Consider the following 15275-nt stretch of genomic DNA (forward strand, 5'->3'; position numbering starts at 1 on the left):
CCGCGGCCCGCCGGCGACACGCGAGGCGACCCCGTACACCCTTGGCCGGGCCCGGACGGAGCCGGTCGGGCCTGGACGGAGCCGGCCGGGCCTGGACGGAGCCGGCAAGGCCCGGACGACGCCGGAATGGGGTCGCACGCACGCCCGGCGAGCCGACGCCGCCGGACCCGGCCCTGACGCCGCCGGCCGTTCCCCTCGCGGCCGACCGCGGGGGGAACGGCGACGCGCGTCACGGTGCGGAGATCGCGGAAAGGATCGCCAGGCGGGCCGCGCGCCGGGCGGGGCGGATCGCGGCGAGGGCGCCCGCCACCGCGCCGACCACGGCGATGACCGCCAGCTGGACGGGCGGCGGCGCGAACGGGTTGCCGAGGGCGGCGCCCAGGCCCCAGCCCAGGAACGCCCCCAGGCCGAGCCCGCCGCCGGTGCCGAACACCGCCACGATGACCGACTCCCAACGCACCATCGACCGGACCTGCGGACGCGTCGCGCCGACCGCACGGAGCAGGCCGAGTTCGCGGGTCCGTTCGTGGACGGCCAGGGACAGCGTGTTGGCGATGCCGAGCAGCGCGATGACGATGGCCAGGATGAGCATCCCGTAGACGACGGTGATGAAACCGGCCATGTCCTCGGTCTGCGCGGCCACGAACTCGTCCCGCGACTCGATGTCCGGTGCCCCGTAGGGCTTGGCCAACGCCGCCAGGGCCTGCCGGGCGGACGCGACCGACGCGCCGGGCTTCAGGTCGACGAACGCCTTCGTGTCCAGGGGCTGCCTTGTGTGCGCGTTCCATACGGCGCGCGGAACCAGGTAGTCGCCGGTCATATCGGTGTTCTTGTAGACGGCCCCTACCGTCAGCTTCTGTGAGGCGCCGTCGGCGAACGTCACGCCTACCGTGGTGCCCACACGCCAGCCCTTGTCGTCCGCGGCCTTCTTCGAGACGGCGAAGGTACCCGCGTCGTTGAGGCTGCCCTGCGTGACGTCCAGGTCGAGGACGCGCCGCAGGCTGGACGGGTCGGCCACGCTGACGGTGGACGGCTTGTCCGCCACCCGCATGCTGCCCGTGCCGAGCCCGGCGACATCGCTCACCTGCGGCAGTTTCGCCGCGTCCTGGACGAGGGACGTGCTGAACCCGCCCGTCTCGTTGCCGCCCGCGTCCACGACGATCGGGCCCTTGAACGAGCCGGCCACGCCGTCCTCAAGGGACGCGCGCAGCGAACCGATGAACACCGTCATCAGCGTGACCACCCCGACGCCGATCATCAGCGCGGTCGCCGCGCCGGCCGTGCGCGCCGGGCTGCGGGTCGCGTTGTCGCGCGCGAGCGCCCCGGGGACGCCGCGCAGCCGCGCAGCGGGACCGCCGAGCAGCGCCGCGACCGGACGGGCGGCCACGGGCCCGAGCACGACCATCGAGACCACGGTCACCACCGCGCCCGCCGTCGCCATCGCCATCTGCTCCTTGACCGCGCCGAACACGACGGTCCCGATCGCGACCGCCGCGAAGACGGCGCCGACGATGACACGGCTCTCGGACGGACGTGACGCCTCCGCCGCGACCTCCCGCAGCGCGGCCAGCGGCGGCACCCGCGACGCCTTCAGCGCCGGGCCGAGCGCCGCGACCAGGGTGACCAGCAGCCCCACCGGAACCGCGATCAGGACCGAGCTCGCGGCCACGGTGACGCCCTCCATGGCGATCCCGATCCGGAACTGCGTGAACAGCTGCCGGAGCAGCGCCGCGAACCCGAGCCCTCCGGCGAGCCCGGCGAGGGTGGCGGCGCCGCCGACCATCAACGCCTCGAAGCCGACGATCGTGACGACCTGCCGGCGTCCGGCGCCGAGCGCGCGCAGCAGCGCCGACTCGCGGGTCCGCTGCGCCATCGTGATCGCGAACGTGTTGTGGATGCTGAACGCCGCGACGAGCAGGGCCACGCCGCCGAACGCGGCGAGGACGATCCGGAAGATCCGCAGGAAGCCGCTCTCGACGAGGCTCATGCCCTCCTCGACCTGCGCCTTGGTCGAGATGGCCTGGACTCCGGAGGGCAGGACGTCCTGCACGCGGGACGCCAGCTCACCCTGGCCGACGCCGTCCCCCGCGCGGATGGCGACGCCGCTGATGCGGTCGGTGCCCTTCGCGACGTACTGGCGGGCGCCTTCCAGGGAGAACGCCGTGAACGACGTCTCGCCGAAGGCGTCCTCGTCACCGAACTTGCTGATCCCGACGACGGTGACCGGGACCTTCTCCGGCGTGAGCACGGCCGTCCGGTCGCCGACCTTCAGGTGGCCGTCGTCGGCGAACATCTTGTTGATGACGACCTCGTCCGGCGCGCGCGGTCCCCGTCCCGACACGAGGTGGTACGGATTGAGCTTCGGGTCGGTCATCCAGTTTCCGGCCGTGCGCGGCCCGCGTGACGGGATCGTCGTGCCGTCCTTGGCGAGAAGCTGCCCCGAGCCCTCGATGGTCGGTTCGGCGTTGGCGACGCCGTTCACCTGGCGCACCCTGTCCAGGACGGACGCGTCGATCTGGCCGCGGCCGCCCCACGGGGCGTCGCTCACCTTGGTCGCGTTCCGGACGGTCACGTCCGTCCTGCCGTACGCGGTGGAGAAGTACCCGTCGATGCTCGCGGCGAGTGTGTCGCCGAGGACGAGCGTCCCCATCAGGAACGTCACGCCCAGGAAGACCGCCACCAGGGAGCCGACCAGGCGGCGTTTGCGTCCCCACAGTTCCTTGAACACGAGCCCGGTCATCAGTGGTCCCCCAGTCCTCGCATACGGTCCAGCACTCGGTCGGGTGTGGGCGCGTCCATGACGTCGACGACGCGGCCGTCGGCGAGGAACACCACCGCGTCGGCGTGCCCTGCGGCGACCGGGTCGTGGGTGACCATCGCGACGGTCTGGCCGAGGTCGTCAACGGCGTTGCGGAGCAGCGCCAGAACCTCGCCGCCGGTACGCGAGTCGAGGTTGCCGGTGGGCTCGTCCGCGAACACGATCTGCGGGCGGGTGACCAGCGCGCGCGCCAGCGCCACCCTCTGCTGCTGCCCGCCCGACATCTCGGACGGGCGGTGCGACAGCCGGTCCCCCAGCTTCAGGACGCGGACGACGGTGTCCAGCCACTGCTGGTCCGGGCTCGTCCCTGCCAGCGTCAACGGCAGCAGGATGTTGTCGCGCGCCGTGAGCGTGGGGAGCAGGTTGAACGCCTGGAACACGAACCCGATGCGCTCGCGCCTGAGCCGGGTCAGGCGGCGGTCCGACAGCGCCCCGAGTTCCTGGTCGCCGACATAGACCTTGCCGGCCGTCGCGTCCTCCAGCCCCGCCACGCAGTGCATCAGCGTGGACTTGCCGGCACCGGACGGACCCATGATCGCGGTGAACCGTCCGTCCGGGAGCACCACGCTGACGTCGTCGAGCGCCCTCACCGCCATGTCACCGGACCCGTACACCTTGCTGAGCCCGACCGTGCGCGCCCCGCCCCGGCCGGTGTCCTCGTGGATCGATCGTCTTGCTTCCGCTGCGTTTCCCATGCCGGGATCGTCGTCCCGCGCCATGGGGTCCGTCGTCGGGGCAGAAGAGGCACCGGGCCTGCTCCCGCCGGCGCATCGGGGACGGCCCGGCTACGTCCCCCGCGGTACGCCGGCCGAAGATCAAATAAGACTCGGTGTCCAATTGTGATGCGGGCAACATACATGCAGGCTTGATTGCATGTATGTCGCGCTCGTACCGTCTGAGGCGTGTCAGCAACCAGCCGCCGACGTCACCGGCACGGCCCGTCCCGGCGCCGGACCCAGGAGGAGCGCAGGTCGCGCACGCAGGCCAGGCTCCTGGAGGCCACCATGGAGTGCCTGGTGGACCTCGGCTGGTCCGGGACGTCCACCACGGAGGTCGCGCGTCGCGCCGGCGTCTCGCGCGGGGCCCAGCAGCACCACTACCCGACGAAGATGGAGCTCGTCGCGGCCGCGCTGGAGCACATGCTGGAGGCGCAACGCCTGGCGTACGAGACCGCGTTCGCGGTGCTGCCGCCGGAGCGGCGCAACGTGTCGGGCGCGCTCGACCTGCTCTGGGAGGTGTTCCGCGGCCGTCCGGCCAAGGCCCTCATGGAGCTGGCGGTGGCGGCCCGCACCGACGACGAGCTGCGGCCCCTGTGCCTCGACCTCAACGAGCGCGTCCTCCAGGTGATCCTGGAGACGTTCGAGCGGCTGTTCCCCGGCAACACCCTTCCCCCCGACTTCGTCCCGACGATGCTGCGCGGCGTGTTCGCGATGTTCGTCGGGCTGTCCATACAGAACGCGCTGGACGACGACGCCGACGGCCACCAGGCCGCGGTGCTGCGGCAGATCAAGGACGTCGCGCGGCTGATCGTCCCCGAGCAGGGCCTGCCGGAGGCCCAGCCGCAGACCGACCGATAGCCCCCAGTCACACCGTCGGCCCCCCGGCCGGCCGCACCATCCCGAGGGAGCGCATCACATGCCGAAAGCCCCCACAGAACTCGCCGACGAGGTCCGCGAGCAGGTCAAGGACAAGAAGTCGTACCTCGGTGTCATCGACCGCCTGAACAAGGCATCGGTCGACAAGCACTGGGAGGCGTACGCCGACATCCCCTGGGACGACCCCGAGTTCACCGTCGACAAGAACGACCCGCGCTGGGTGCTGCCGCCGTTCGACCGGCTCGGCGAGACGGCCTGGTACCAGGCGCAGCCGCCGGAGGTCCAGGCGCAGATCGGCCTGTGGCGCGTCGCGACCGCGATGAAGATCGGGCTGCAGTTCGAGAACCTGCTGAAGCGCGGGCTGCTGAACTACGCCTACCGGCTGCCGAACGGCCGCCCGGAGTTCCGGTACGTCTACCACGAGACGACCGAGGAATGTCACCACGGGATGATGTTCCAGGAGTTCGTGAACCGGACGAAGATGCCGATCCGCGGCATGCCGCGTTCGCTCAGCCTCGTCGCGCAGGCCGCCCCCTGGATCCCGCTGATCAGCACGGAGATGTTCTTCGTGTTCGTGCTCGGCGGCGAGGACCCGATCGACTACGTCCAGCGCAAGTCCCTCAAGGGCGGCCACATCAAGCACCCGCTCGAAGAGACCATCATGAAGATCCACATCGCGGAGGAGGCCCGGCACATCTCGTTCGCCCGGCACTACCTCAAGCACCGGGTGCCGAACATGAACCCGCTGCGCCGCCGGATCCTCGGCGCCGCGACCCCGGTCGTGCTGGGCGTGATGGCGCGGATCATGCTGTCCCCGCCCGGGCCGATGGTGCGGCACTTCGGCATCCCGAAGGACGTCGTCCGCGCCGCCTACCGGAGCGAGGCGTCGCAGGCGGAGATCTCCAACTCGGTCGGCAAGATCCGCGACCTGATGGCCGAGCTGGGCGTGATCGGCCCGGTGAACAGGCAGGTGTGGAAGGCGTTCGGCATCTGGGACGAGCCGAAGCAGCGCCGCGCCGTGGGGACCGCCAAGGCCGCCTGAGCATCCGCGGGCGCGAGTTTGTGGCCGGGATGAGTATCGGCGGCCCGGACCCGCCCCTAGAATCCCCGCAATTCAACGCAATATCCAATTAGCCGCCGCGGTCCGGGCTCACTCCCCCTCGAGCCCGGGCCCGCGGTTCATCGAGCGGAGCGCGCAATGAGCATCGCGATCGTGACCGGAGGAGCGTCCGGCATCGGCCGTGCGATCGCCACGTCCCTGGTGGCACGGGGCGACACCGTCGTGGTCGGCGACATCAACGCCGACGGTGCCGCTCAGGTCGCCGAGAAGCTGAACACCCTCGGCAGGGGCAAGGCGTCCCACGCCGCCCTCGACGTCACCGACGCGGACGCCGTCGCCGCACTCTACGCAGGTGTCAAGACCGAGCACGGCCGGCTCGACCTGGTGTTCAACAACGCCGGCATCGCGGTCGGCGGACTGGCCGAGGAGCTCACCCTCGACCACTGGAACCGCGCCATCGACATCAACCTCAAGGGCGTCGTGCACGGCGTCCACGCCGCCTACCCGATCATGCTGGAGCAGGGCCGCGGCCACATCGTCAACACCGCCTCGCTGGCCGGTCTCGTCCCGATGCCGATCGGCATCCCCTACACCGCCACCAAGCACGCCGTCGTGGGCCTGTCCCTCGGCCTGCGCGCCGAGGCGGCCGGACGCGGCGTCAAGGTCAGCGTCGTCTGCCCGAGCTTCGTCGACACCCCCCTGCTCCACAACGTCAACCCGGACCTGCCCGACACACCGCTGAGCGGCGACGCCACCGGTGACATAGCGAAGGCCGCCCCGCGCCTCTACACGGCCGAGAAACTGGCCCGCGACATCATGCGGGGCGTCGCGAAGAACCAGGCCCTCATCGTGGCCCCCGCCCACGGCCGCCTCGCCTGGCGCGGCGTCCGCCTCAACCCGGGCGCCGCCGTCCGCGTCGCCCAGATCGCCGTCGACCGGATCCGCTCCGGCAACTGACCGGGCGGCCGGTCACCCGGTGGTGTAGCAGGGGGCGTCCAGCCGGTAGCCCTTGGCGGTCGGCCCGGCCTCGAAGTCCGTGATCGCCTTGATCCCGGTGAACTCGTGCTCGTCCGGCCTGCCGATCACCGACTGCCGGAACGCCGAGGCGTCCGGTGAGCCGGAGGAGTTGCCCGCCACGGCCGGCAGGATGCCCTCGTAGTCGACGTGCTGGATCCTGCGGACGGCCGCGAGCAACCCCTTGCGCGTCAGGTCCTTTGCCTCGACGGCGCGCTCCAGGGCGGCCTTCAGCGGGTAGGACATCACCCACCCGCTGGTGAGAGAGTCGTCCGGATCGACCCGGCCGAGCGCCTGCCGCATCGCCGTGTGGCCAGGCGAGTCGGCCGCGAACGGCTTCCACGGCGCGACCTGCAGGTAGCGCTCCTTCAACGCGCCGATTGCGGAGTTCCGCAAAAGCCCCTTGGCCCACGTCGGGTTGTCGCCGACGAACTTCCCCTTGTAGCCGCGCCGGACCGTCGTGCCGACGATGGCCGCCGCGTCCGCGGGGCTGGTGGTCAGGACGACCAGGTCGGGTTTGCGCGAGAGGATGGCGCGGACGGCGTCCTCCTGCGCCGCCGTGCTCTTGCCGGGCGTCCCCTGGACGGTCGGCACGTCGGTGAAGGAGAGGCCGCGTGCCTTGGCGGCGATCCTCGCGCCGGCGGCCGCGTCGTCGCCGTAGTCGCCGGAGTAGTGGACGGCCATCACGCTCTTGGCGGCGAGGTGGTCGACGCCGTAGTCGACGCCGTTCATCGCCTCGAAGCAGTACGAGGCCCCCGACTCCAGGATGTTGTCCTCGAACTCCCACTTCGACGTCCATGAGACGGGGAGCGCGATCATCTCGTCCGCGCGGAGGCGGCCGAGGATCGCGTCGGTCGCCGGCGACCCGAGCGTCTGCGCCAGCGCCAGCACCTTGCCCTTGATCTCGTCGTAGGCGCTCACCTGCACCCGCGGGTCGTAGTGGTTGTCGCGGACGTAGGTGACGACGTCGACGTCGTAGGCGCCGATGCCGCCCTGCCGGTTCACACGGTCCCAGAACGCGCGCTGCACCTTGGTGATCGGGACCCCCATCTGCGTGAACGGCCCGGTGCTCAGGTCCGACAGGGTGCCGAGGTAGATGCAGCCGTGGTCCTTGTTGACCGGGTGCGGGCAGGGCTCCCGGGTCACCCCCGGCGCATCGGTCGTGAGCAGACCGTCCGCGGACGAGCCGCAGCCGGCGACCGCCGGCGCGGCCAGCAGAACGGCGCCCGCGAGCAGGGCCTTCACCCGGGTCAGGTCACAGCGCACGGAGACCATCGATCACTTCCTTGAGAAGACGCGGGTCGGCGGCCCCGGTCCGGGACACCGCCGGCCGCCGCACGTTGACCAGTCCGCGGTCCAGCAGATCGCTCAGCAGCACGCGGACGACGCCGACGGGCAGCGCCAGGTCCGCCGCCAGATCGACGACCGCCCGGGGCCGGATGCACAGTTCGAGGATCCGCTCGTCCTCCGTGCCGAGGGTCCGCGGATCCGGCATCGGCACCTCGGCGGTGACGACCACGGCGATGAGGTCGAGGGCGGCGCCCCGCTGCCGCGTCCGGCCCCGGGCGACGGCGAACGGGCGCACCACGGGTCCGGCCTGCTCGTCGACCCACAGTTCTTCGGGCTCCCCGGTCATCACTCACCGCCGGGGCCCGGCGGCGGCTGGGGCCCGGCGTCCCGGCCGCGGCGCCAGCCGCTCTGCATCCTCGACAGCAGGCGCCCGGCGTCCTCCGGCGTTCGGTCGTCCGGCTCCGCGCCGGGCGGCTCCTCCGGTTCCTCCCGAAGCTGCGGGGCGAGGCTCTGCTGCCGCCGTCGCCTGGGCAGGTCGGGCTCGTCGCCGACGGCCGACCCGTCCCCGGTCTCGCGCCGGCCGCTCTCCAGTGCGAGCGGCTCGGTGGCCGAAGGCCCGGCCTGGACGGCGGACGCCCGCAGGCGTCCTTCCCGGACCGTGTCCGCCGTGCGGGCCACGGCGACCAGCGGCCGGTGCTCGGCGGAGCCGCCGCCCTCCTCCACCGCGTCCGGCGGTTCCACGATCAGCGCGTGCGGAATGAGCACGATCGCGACGACGCCGCCGTAGGACGAGGGCCGCAGTGTCACCGTGATGCCGTGCCGCGCCGCGAGCCGGGCCACGACGAACAGCCCCAGCCGCACCGAGTCGTCGAAGTCGAGCTCGGGGTCGGTGGCGAGCAGGCCGTTCAGCCGCTCCAGCTCCTCGCGGGAGAGCCCGAGCCCGCGGTCCTCGACCTCGATCGCGAATCCGTGCGCGGCCTCCCCGCCCGTCACCCGGATCCGCGTGGTGGGCGGGGAGAACACGGCGGCGTTCTCGATCAGCTCCGCGAGCAGGTGAATGGTGTCGGCGACGGCGCGGCCGGACAGCGCCGTCCGTCCCATCGGCACGACCTCGACCCGGGTGAAGTCCGCCACCTCGGACGCCGCCGCGCGCGCCACGTCCATCAGCCGGACCGGGTGGCGCCAGATCCGGCCGGACGGCCGCCCGGACAGGATGACCAGGCCCTCCGCGTGCCGGCGCATCCGGGTCGCCAGGTGGTCGAGCTCGAAGAGCGCGGCCAGCGCGTCGGGGTCCTCGGTGTCACGCTCCATGCCTTCGAGCAGGCCGAGCAGGTGCTGCAGCAGGGACTGGTTGCGCCGGGCCAGGGTGACGAACACGTCGTTGAGGCGCTTGTGCGCGGCCGCCTCGCCCGTCGTCGCCCGGACGACGGCCCGGCGCGCCTCGGTGAACGCCGCGTCGATCCTGGCGATCTCGGTCACGGCGAACGCCGGCCGCTGCCCGGGCTCCTCGTCGGCGATGTCCTCCCCGCGGCGCGCCCGCTCGGTGATCTCCGGGATCCGGTCCCGGGTGAAGGCCGCGACCGTGCCGGCGATGTCGCGGCTCTCCCGGACGAGCCGGCGCCCCATCCGCACCGCGACGACGATCGCGATCACCACGGCGAGGAGCCCGAGGCCCCCGGCGAGCTCGAGCCGGAGCAGCACCGCGTCCGCCTTCTGCGCGGCCCGCGCGGCGGTGGCGGCGCGGATTCGGGACGAGAGCCCCGCCAGCTGCGCGTTCACCGACTCCGTGGAGGTGTGCCAGGCTCCCACGTCGACCGGCGGGCGCTCCTCGGTCGGGCCGGACCGGACGAGCTGGGTCTCCAGCCGGCGGAACAGCGCGAACTCGGGCCCGGCGATGATCGCCTCGTACCGCTCGCGGTCGGCTTCCGGCAGGGCCCCGGCCGAGTCGCCGTAGAGGAAGTCGCGCGTCCCGGCCAGTTCCACCAGCCGCCGGTGCTCGTCCTCGCTCAGCTTGCCCGCGGCCAGAGCACCGGTGATGAGCGCGTCCTCGCGCGTCAGGTTCTCCCTCGCGCGCTCCAGGGTGCCGAGGACGCGGGTGTCGCGGACGATGCGCTCGTCGGACGAGCGTGTCTCGTCGTAGATCTCCGCTGCGAGGTCGATGAAGGCGGTGTAGCGGCCGAGGGCCTGCCCGCGGTTGATCAGCCGCCGGTCGACCGAGTCGCGGACCGATTCCAGCTCGCCCAGGGAGGCGGCCAGCTCGACCATCCGCCGCCTGGTCTCGGGCCGGGCCGCACCGCGGACGGAGGGGTCCGCCGCCGACCTGCGGAACGCCGCCCTGGCCCGATCCGTCATCGCCCGCTGGGCGTCGAACCCGGACCGGCCGATCGTGGAGTCGTCGCCGAGATAGGACAGCGACATGCGCCGCTCGTCCTGCAGCGCGTCGATCATCGCGTCGGTCGGCCGGATGACCTTGTCGGTGAAGGTCCGGGACCGGGTCTGCCGCAGGGTGTCCCCGAGCGTGGTGCCCGCGGCGAAAACCCACAGCATGACCAGCGCGGTGATCGGCGGGACGAGCAGGATGACGATCCTGGTCCTGACCGATCGTGCTCGCCGGGTCATCACGCCTCCACGTTGCCGGCACCGCCCTCGTCCGCGGCGATCCGTGCGCCGCCGCTTGTGACACAGGTCACCATAGCGTGGCCGAACCTAGCCCACCCTGACGAATCACTCGCCTGCTTTGTCCCACTAGCGCAGATTGTTGCCCTTGCGTTATTTAGGTGACATGGCAGGTCAGTGGCAGAATCCGGCCATTGGCTCACCGATCAGGACGGGTCCTACGGCCGCGACGAGGACCAACGCCGAGACGCTCCCGGTCGGCACGGGCCCCACCCGCCGGCCTCATTCTGCCCCACCGCCGGCCCGCTCCCCCCGAACTTCGGATGATGGAGGTCGAAGGCGGGACGTTCTGAGCGGAACAGCAGCAGCATGATCGTGCCGTGCATCGTGAACAGCCGGTTGTACTGCTCGTCGCCATCGCCGGGGTTCCCTGCCGGGCAAGGCGTCGGGGAGGCCCGCATAGGCTGGACGGCGTGGAGCGCATTCTGGTCAGCTCATGCCTCGCTGGAAGGCCCGTCCGCTATGACGGCGCGGCCAAGCCGGTCGCCGGCGACCTCTTCGAACGCTGGCGCACGGAGGGGCGCCTTGTCCCGTTCTGCCCGGAGGTATCGGGCGGGTTGGCGGTGCCGCGTCCACCCGCCGAGATCGTCGGCGGCGACGGCGGCGACGTCCTGGACGGAACGGCCCGCATCCGCACCGAGGCCGGCGCCGACGTGACCGGCGAGTTCCTCCACGGCGCCCGCCTGGCCCTGGAAGCCGCGAACCGCTCCGGCGCCCGCATCGCCCTCCTCAAGGAGGGCAGCCCGTCCTGCGGAAGCCACCGCGTCTACGACGGCACGTTCACGGGATCCGCGGCTCCCGGCACGGGCGTGACGACGGCGTTGCTGCGACGCTCGGGGATCCAGGTCTTCAGCGAGGACGAACTGGACGCCCTGCAGGCCCTGCTGGTCGACCTGGAGTCCTGACCGAGAGGACGACCGCCTCATTCCAGGAAACGGGCGACCTGCTCCGCGGTGAGCGACGGGGCGGGCAGCGGCCGCGCGGCCTCGGCGCGCAGTCCGTCGAGGAAGAACCCGAGGCACCGCCGCCAAGCACTGGGCGCCGCGTCCGCCGACTCCCGGATGACCTGCGACATCGCCCACATCAGCGGCACGATGTCCGGCGGTTCGAAGTCGGGCCGCAGATCACCGGACTCCTTGGCCCTGGCCATGATCCTCACGAGGTGGTCGAATCCTCGGTGGCAGGCGGCCTCCAGTTCGGGGGCGAGCGGGAAACGGCGCGCGAGGACGTCGTTGAGCCCGCGGTCCTGAGCCTGCAACGCGAACAGACCTTCGACGTACACGACGAACCCGTTCCAGGGATCGGGGTCGGCCAGGGACCGCTCGACGATGTCGTCCAGGGCGGCCAGCCGGGCGGGAAAGATCGCGTCAAAGAGGTCCTGGCGCGCGGGGAAGTGGTTGTAGAGCGTGCCGATGCTCACCCCGGCGCGGCGCGCGATCTCGTCCAGCGGTGCGTCGAGGCCGCGTTCTCCGAACACGGCCGCGGCGGCGGCCACCAGTTTGTCCCGATTGCGCGCGGCGTCCGCCCGAGGCGGCCTGCTCTTCCCGGCCATGCCCCCATCGTACGAAGTTGAGGATGCCCTCAAGTTTTCTGCTAACTTGAGGGCATCCTCAACTTCATGGAGGTTCGTCATGTCTTCCACGACCGTCGTCATCGGGGCCGGACCCGGGCTCGGCATGTCCATCGCGCACCGGTTCGGTCGCGAAGGCCACAAGATCGCGCTCATCTCCAGGAACGCGACGCGCCATCCCGGCTACGTCGCGGCGCTGGAGGCCGCGGGCATCGAGGCCACGTCCCACGCGGCGGACATCCGCGACCGTGACGCGCTGCTCGCCGTCCTGGACGCGATCGGCGACATGGAGGTCGTCTACTACGGCCCCGCCGCCGTGGACGGCGCGCGGCCGACCCCCATCATCTCGACGGACGTGCCCGCCGTTCAGGACGCGATGAACTGGGTGTATCCGGCGATCGACACGGTCGGCGCCGTCCTGCCCGGCATGCTGGAGCGAGGCGGCGGCGGACTGCTGTTCGCGGGCGGCCTCAGCTCCGTCGTCCCCATGCCCGTGCTCGGCGGTCTCGCGATCTCCTCGGCGGCCCTGCGGAACTATGCCCGCACGCTCAACGCGGCCCTGGCCGACCGGGGGATCTATGCCGGCACGCTGACGATCGGCGGCCTCATCGAACGCGGCGACATCCACCGGATGATCACGTCCCAGCAAGACGCCATTGGCGGCATCACCGTCGGCACACTGAACCCGGACGCCATCGCCGACACCGCCTGGAACCTCTACGCGAAACGCGACAGCGCCGAAGCGGTCTTCAACGCGTTGACGTGAACTCCGGCCGCTGCGCCATCTCGGCGGCGAAGTCCACGAGAAGGCGCAGCGCCTCCGCCGACGAGGAGCCCGGGTCGGCGGTGAACACGGCCATGCGCTGGCCCTCGTCGTTGGACAGCTCCATGATCTCGTTGTTGAGTGTCATCGCGCCCACCAGCGGGTGCCGGAACTCTCGGGTGTACCGGACGGCGCAGTCCTGGACGGGATGGGCCGCCCACAGCGACGCGAACTCCGGACTGTGCAGAGTGAGTTCCCCGACCAGGCTGGTCAGCGTGGGGTCGTCCGGATACCGGGCGGCGGACATCCGCACGTCCGCGACCGTGTCCCGCGCCTTGGTGCGCCAATCGGCGTACAGCTCGCGCGTATGCGTGTCCAGGAAGACGAGCCGCGCGATGTTGGGCCGCTCGCCGGGGCGCTCCGGGGCGTCATAGGCGACATGGCCGGCGAGCAGCGCGTGCGCCGCCCGGTTCCAGGCCAGTACGTCGTAGTGGCGGCCGAGGATCAGCGCGGGCGCGTCACCGAGGGCTTCGAGCATCAGCCGGACGGCGGGCCGCATCCGCTCCGGCCGCGGCCGCGGCCGCGCCTTGGCCTTCCGGTGCGCGAGGCGCCGCAGATGCGACAGCTCCGCCTCGTCCAGCTGCAGCACGCGGGCGATCGCGTCGAGGACCGCATCTGAGGCGTTGCCGCTCTGCCCCTGTTCAAGCCGTGTGTAGTACCCGGCGCTGACGCCGGCGAGCTGTGCCAGTTCCTCACGGCGCAGGCCGGGGACGCGCCGCCGCCCGCCGTAGTCGGGCAGGCCGACGTCCTCCGGCCGCAGCCGCGCACGGCGCGTCCGCAGGAACTCCCCGAGGTCGGAATGCTGCACCATGCCGTCCAGCATGCCTCCTCCCACCGCGCTCCGCCTGCACCTGCCAGGTGTAGGCACCGCATGGATAGCCCCGGCAGAGGGCTGGGTAACGCTCACCGCCCGCCACAAGCTGGGCCCGTCCATCAACTACTCATGAGAGACGGTCATGGCTGCGCCCGAAACACAACGCATGCGTGCCGGAGAGGCGAACCGACTCGGCAGCCGAGGATGGCTGATCCTTTTCACACTGTGCGGCGCCACCTTCATGACAGGGCTGGACTTCTCGGTCGTGACGGTGGCGCTGCCAGAGATCGGACGTGACCTGGGCTTCACGAGCACCGGCTCCCTCCAATGGGTGGCGACGGCGTGCCTGCTCCCGACGGCGAGCCTGCTGCCGCTGTTCAGCCGGGTCTCCGACATCGTCGGCCGCCGCCGGCTGTTCATCCTCGGGGTCGCCCTGTTCGGCGCGTTCTCCCTGACGGCGGCGCTGGCGACCGGCCCCGCGCTGCTGGTCGCCGCTCGCGCGGGCCAGGGAACGTCCGCCGCGATGATCGCACCGACCGCCATCGCGCTGATGACGGCGGCGTTCCCGGAAGGGGCACAGCGAACGAGAGCGCTGGGCGTCAACGGCGCGGTGCTGTCGCTGGGATTCGTCCTCGGCACCCTGGGCGGCGGCGTCATCACCAGCGGCCTGAGCTGGCGCTGGACCATGCTGCTCCTGGCCGCCGTCGGCGCACTAGTGCTCCTCGGCGCGGTCACCGTCCTCCCCCGGACCGGCACGCGCGTCCCGGCGCGGCTCGACGTCCCCGGCGCCGTCCTGGCGAGCATCGGCCTGTTCGCCCTGGTCTACGGCATCTCTACCGGCGCCGACGCCGGCTGGGGCGGCCCGTCCACGTCGGCCTCCCTTGCCCTGGCCTCGCTGTCCCTCACCGCGTTCTTCCTGGTGGAGCGGCGGCACCCGGCCCCGCTGATCCCGCTCGGCCTGCTGAACAGGCCGACCGTGAAGTGGAGCGGCCTCCTCGGCTTCATCACCTTGGGCATGTGCGGCGGCACGACCGTCCTGCTGAGCCTCTACATGCAGGACGTCCTGGGTTACTCACCGCTCGCCGCCGGTGCGGCCTTCCTCGCGGAGGGCATCACGGCTCTGATCGGCGGCACACTCGCCGCCCGGCTGATCGCCGCACGGGGCAAGGTGGGTGTCATGGCCATCGGCCTGACCGTCCAGGGCCTCGGCACAGGTGCGATGGTGCTGCTGCCCGCGCAGGACGGGCTACCGCTTCTTCTGCTGACGTCCAGCGCGATGGGCTTCGGGCACGTCCTGACGGTCGTCGGCTTCATCACGACGATGACATCCGGCCTCCGGGACGACGAGCAGAGCACCGCAGGCGGCCTCTCCCAGTTGCCCCAGTTCCTCGGCGGCATCGGCACCGCAGGCCTGGCCGCCATCGTCGCCGCCCGTACCGAAGCACTCTCGTCCACGACGGGCCCTGTCGCAGCCACCCTGACCGGCCTGCACACCGCCACCCTCACGGCCGGAGTCATCTGCCTCACCGGCGCCGCCCTCGCCATGCCGCTCCTCCGGCAGCATGCGGTGGACACGGGCTGATACCCCTGCCGGGCAGGCCGACCGCATCGGGGC

Annotated in this window: 13 protein-coding genes; 6 read left to right on the plus strand and 7 right to left on the minus strand. The window is 71.8% G+C overall.

Annotated features, from left to right (window positions below; genetic code table 11):
• Positions 1–229: 229 nt before the first annotated feature.
• Together ACQPXG_RS33325 and ACQPXG_RS33330 are read right to left on the minus strand one after the other, a co-directional pair.
• A complete protein-coding gene (locus tag ACQPXG_RS33325) occupies positions 230–2740 on the minus strand; it encodes an ABC transporter permease (protein WP_433463110.1) in 2511 nt (836 codons plus the stop codon).
• Complete coding sequence (locus ACQPXG_RS33330; RefSeq protein ID WP_433463111.1) at positions 2740–3513, minus strand: ABC transporter ATP-binding protein; 774 nt, start codon at positions 3511–3513, stop codon at positions 2740–2742. The genes ACQPXG_RS33325 and ACQPXG_RS33330 overlap by 1 nt, the downstream gene beginning before the upstream one ends.
• A 207-nt stretch (positions 3514–3720) precedes the next feature.
• Here ACQPXG_RS33330 and ACQPXG_RS33335 point away from each other — a divergent pair, with 207 nt between their 5' ends.
• The 3 genes from ACQPXG_RS33335 to ACQPXG_RS33345 all read left to right on the plus strand — a co-directional run bounded on the left by ACQPXG_RS33335 (position 3721) and on the right by ACQPXG_RS33345 (position 6430).
• The gene (locus ACQPXG_RS33335) at positions 3721–4395 is read left to right on the plus strand and encodes a TetR/AcrR family transcriptional regulator (RefSeq protein ID WP_433463112.1); all 675 of its coding nucleotides are present in this window, start codon (positions 3721–3723) and stop codon (positions 4393–4395) included.
• Positions 4396–4453: 58 nt separating this feature from the next.
• Positions 4454–5455: an AurF N-oxygenase family protein gene (locus ACQPXG_RS33340; RefSeq protein ID WP_433463113.1), complete on the plus strand. Its 1002-nt coding sequence runs from the start codon at positions 4454–4456 to the stop codon at positions 5453–5455.
• 156 nt (positions 5456–5611) lie between these two features.
• The gene (locus ACQPXG_RS33345; RefSeq protein ID WP_433463114.1) at positions 5612–6430 is read left to right on the plus strand and encodes an SDR family NAD(P)-dependent oxidoreductase; all 819 of its coding nucleotides are present in this window, start codon (positions 5612–5614) and stop codon (positions 6428–6430) included.
• Positions 6431–6442: 12 nt separating this feature from the next.
• Here the strand turns inward: ACQPXG_RS33345 and ACQPXG_RS33350 are convergent, their stop codons facing one another.
• From ACQPXG_RS33350 to ACQPXG_RS33360, 3 genes are read right to left on the minus strand one after another with little or no spacing between them, the layout of a single operon-like run.
• Positions 6443–7762, minus strand: coding sequence for an ABC transporter substrate-binding protein (locus ACQPXG_RS33350; RefSeq protein WP_433463115.1), 1320 nt, complete (start codon positions 7760–7762; stop codon positions 6443–6445).
• Positions 7743–8123, minus strand: a complete 381-nt coding sequence (locus tag ACQPXG_RS33355; protein ID WP_433463116.1) for a DUF742 domain-containing protein — start codon at positions 8121–8123, stop codon at positions 7743–7745. Before ACQPXG_RS33355 ends, ACQPXG_RS33350 begins: the two co-directional genes overlap by 20 nt.
• Positions 8123–10396 carry a sensor histidine kinase gene (locus tag ACQPXG_RS33360; RefSeq protein ID WP_433463117.1) on the minus strand — a complete coding sequence of 758 codons (2274 nt, stop codon included), beginning with the start codon at positions 10394–10396 and terminating at the stop codon, positions 8123–8125. Before ACQPXG_RS33360 ends, ACQPXG_RS33355 begins: the two co-directional genes overlap by 1 nt.
• Positions 10397–10866: 470 nt before the next feature.
• Between ACQPXG_RS33360 and ACQPXG_RS33365 the strand changes: the two genes are divergently transcribed.
• Positions 10867–11358 carry a DUF523 domain-containing protein gene (locus ACQPXG_RS33365; protein ID WP_433463118.1) on the plus strand — a complete coding sequence of 164 codons (492 nt, stop codon included), beginning with the start codon at positions 10867–10869 and terminating at the stop codon, positions 11356–11358.
• A gap of 17 nt (positions 11359–11375) precedes the next feature.
• On the opposite strand, the gene ACQPXG_RS33370 is transcribed toward ACQPXG_RS33365, so the two are convergent.
• A complete protein-coding gene (locus ACQPXG_RS33370; RefSeq protein WP_433463119.1) occupies positions 11376–12005 on the minus strand; it encodes a TetR/AcrR family transcriptional regulator in 630 nt (209 codons plus the stop codon).
• A 79-nt stretch (positions 12006–12084) separates the two neighbouring features.
• Between ACQPXG_RS33370 and ACQPXG_RS33375 the strand changes: the two genes are divergently transcribed.
• Positions 12085–12789 (plus strand): SDR family NAD(P)-dependent oxidoreductase, encoded by a 705-nt coding sequence (locus ACQPXG_RS33375; RefSeq protein ID WP_433463120.1) that lies wholly within the window; start codon positions 12085–12087, stop codon positions 12787–12789.
• Here ACQPXG_RS33375 and ACQPXG_RS33380 read toward each other — a convergent pair.
• Complete coding sequence (locus tag ACQPXG_RS33380) at positions 12773–13669, minus strand: helix-turn-helix transcriptional regulator (RefSeq protein WP_433463121.1); 897 nt, start codon at positions 13667–13669, stop codon at positions 12773–12775. The two genes, ACQPXG_RS33375 and ACQPXG_RS33380, sit on opposite strands and share 17 nt — an antisense overlap.
• 157 nt (positions 13670–13826) lie before the next feature.
• On the opposite strand from ACQPXG_RS33380, the gene ACQPXG_RS33385 reads away from it, so the two are divergent.
• Complete coding sequence (locus tag ACQPXG_RS33385) at positions 13827–15242, plus strand: MFS transporter (protein ID WP_433463122.1); 1416 nt, start codon at positions 13827–13829, stop codon at positions 15240–15242.
• Positions 15243–15275: the final 33 nt, after the last annotated feature.

The sequence above is a fragment of the Spirillospora sp. CA-128828 genome (assembly GCF_050945415.1).
GTDB lineage: Bacteria > Actinomycetota > Actinomycetes > Streptosporangiales > Streptosporangiaceae > Spirillospora.

What these genes read in the sequence shown, in the direction of transcription:
- ACQPXG_RS33350 (WP_433463115.1), bottom strand. Translation starts at nt 7,762, where the DNA reads ATGGTCTCCGTGCGCTGTGACCTGACCCGGGTGAAGGCCCTGCTCGCG.
- ACQPXG_RS33375 (WP_433463120.1), top strand. Translation starts at nt 12,085, where the DNA reads ATGTCTTCCACGACCGTCGTCATCGGGGCCGGACCCGGGCTCGGCATG.
- ACQPXG_RS33360 (WP_433463117.1), bottom strand. Translation starts at nt 10,396, where the DNA reads ATGACCCGGCGAGCACGATCGGTCAGGACCAGGATCGTCATCCTGCTC.
- ACQPXG_RS33380 (WP_433463121.1), bottom strand. Translation starts at nt 13,669, where the DNA reads ATGCTGGACGGCATGGTGCAGCATTCCGACCTCGGGGAGTTCCTGCGG.
- ACQPXG_RS33345 (WP_433463114.1), top strand. Translation starts at nt 5,612, where the DNA reads ATGAGCATCGCGATCGTGACCGGAGGAGCGTCCGGCATCGGCCGTGCG.
- ACQPXG_RS33330 (WP_433463111.1), bottom strand. Translation starts at nt 3,513, where the DNA reads ATGGGAAACGCAGCGGAAGCAAGACGATCGATCCACGAGGACACCGGC.
- ACQPXG_RS33340 (WP_433463113.1), top strand. Translation starts at nt 4,454, where the DNA reads ATGCCGAAAGCCCCCACAGAACTCGCCGACGAGGTCCGCGAGCAGGTC.
- ACQPXG_RS33385 (WP_433463122.1), top strand. Translation starts at nt 13,827, where the DNA reads ATGCGTGCCGGAGAGGCGAACCGACTCGGCAGCCGAGGATGGCTGATC.
- ACQPXG_RS33355 (WP_433463116.1), bottom strand. Translation starts at nt 8,123, where the DNA reads ATGACCGGGGAGCCCGAAGAACTGTGGGTCGACGAGCAGGCCGGACCC.
- ACQPXG_RS33370 (WP_433463119.1), bottom strand. Translation starts at nt 12,005, where the DNA reads ATGGCCGGGAAGAGCAGGCCGCCTCGGGCGGACGCCGCGCGCAATCGG.
- ACQPXG_RS33325 (WP_433463110.1), bottom strand. Translation starts at nt 2,740, where the DNA reads ATGACCGGGCTCGTGTTCAAGGAACTGTGGGGACGCAAACGCCGCCTG.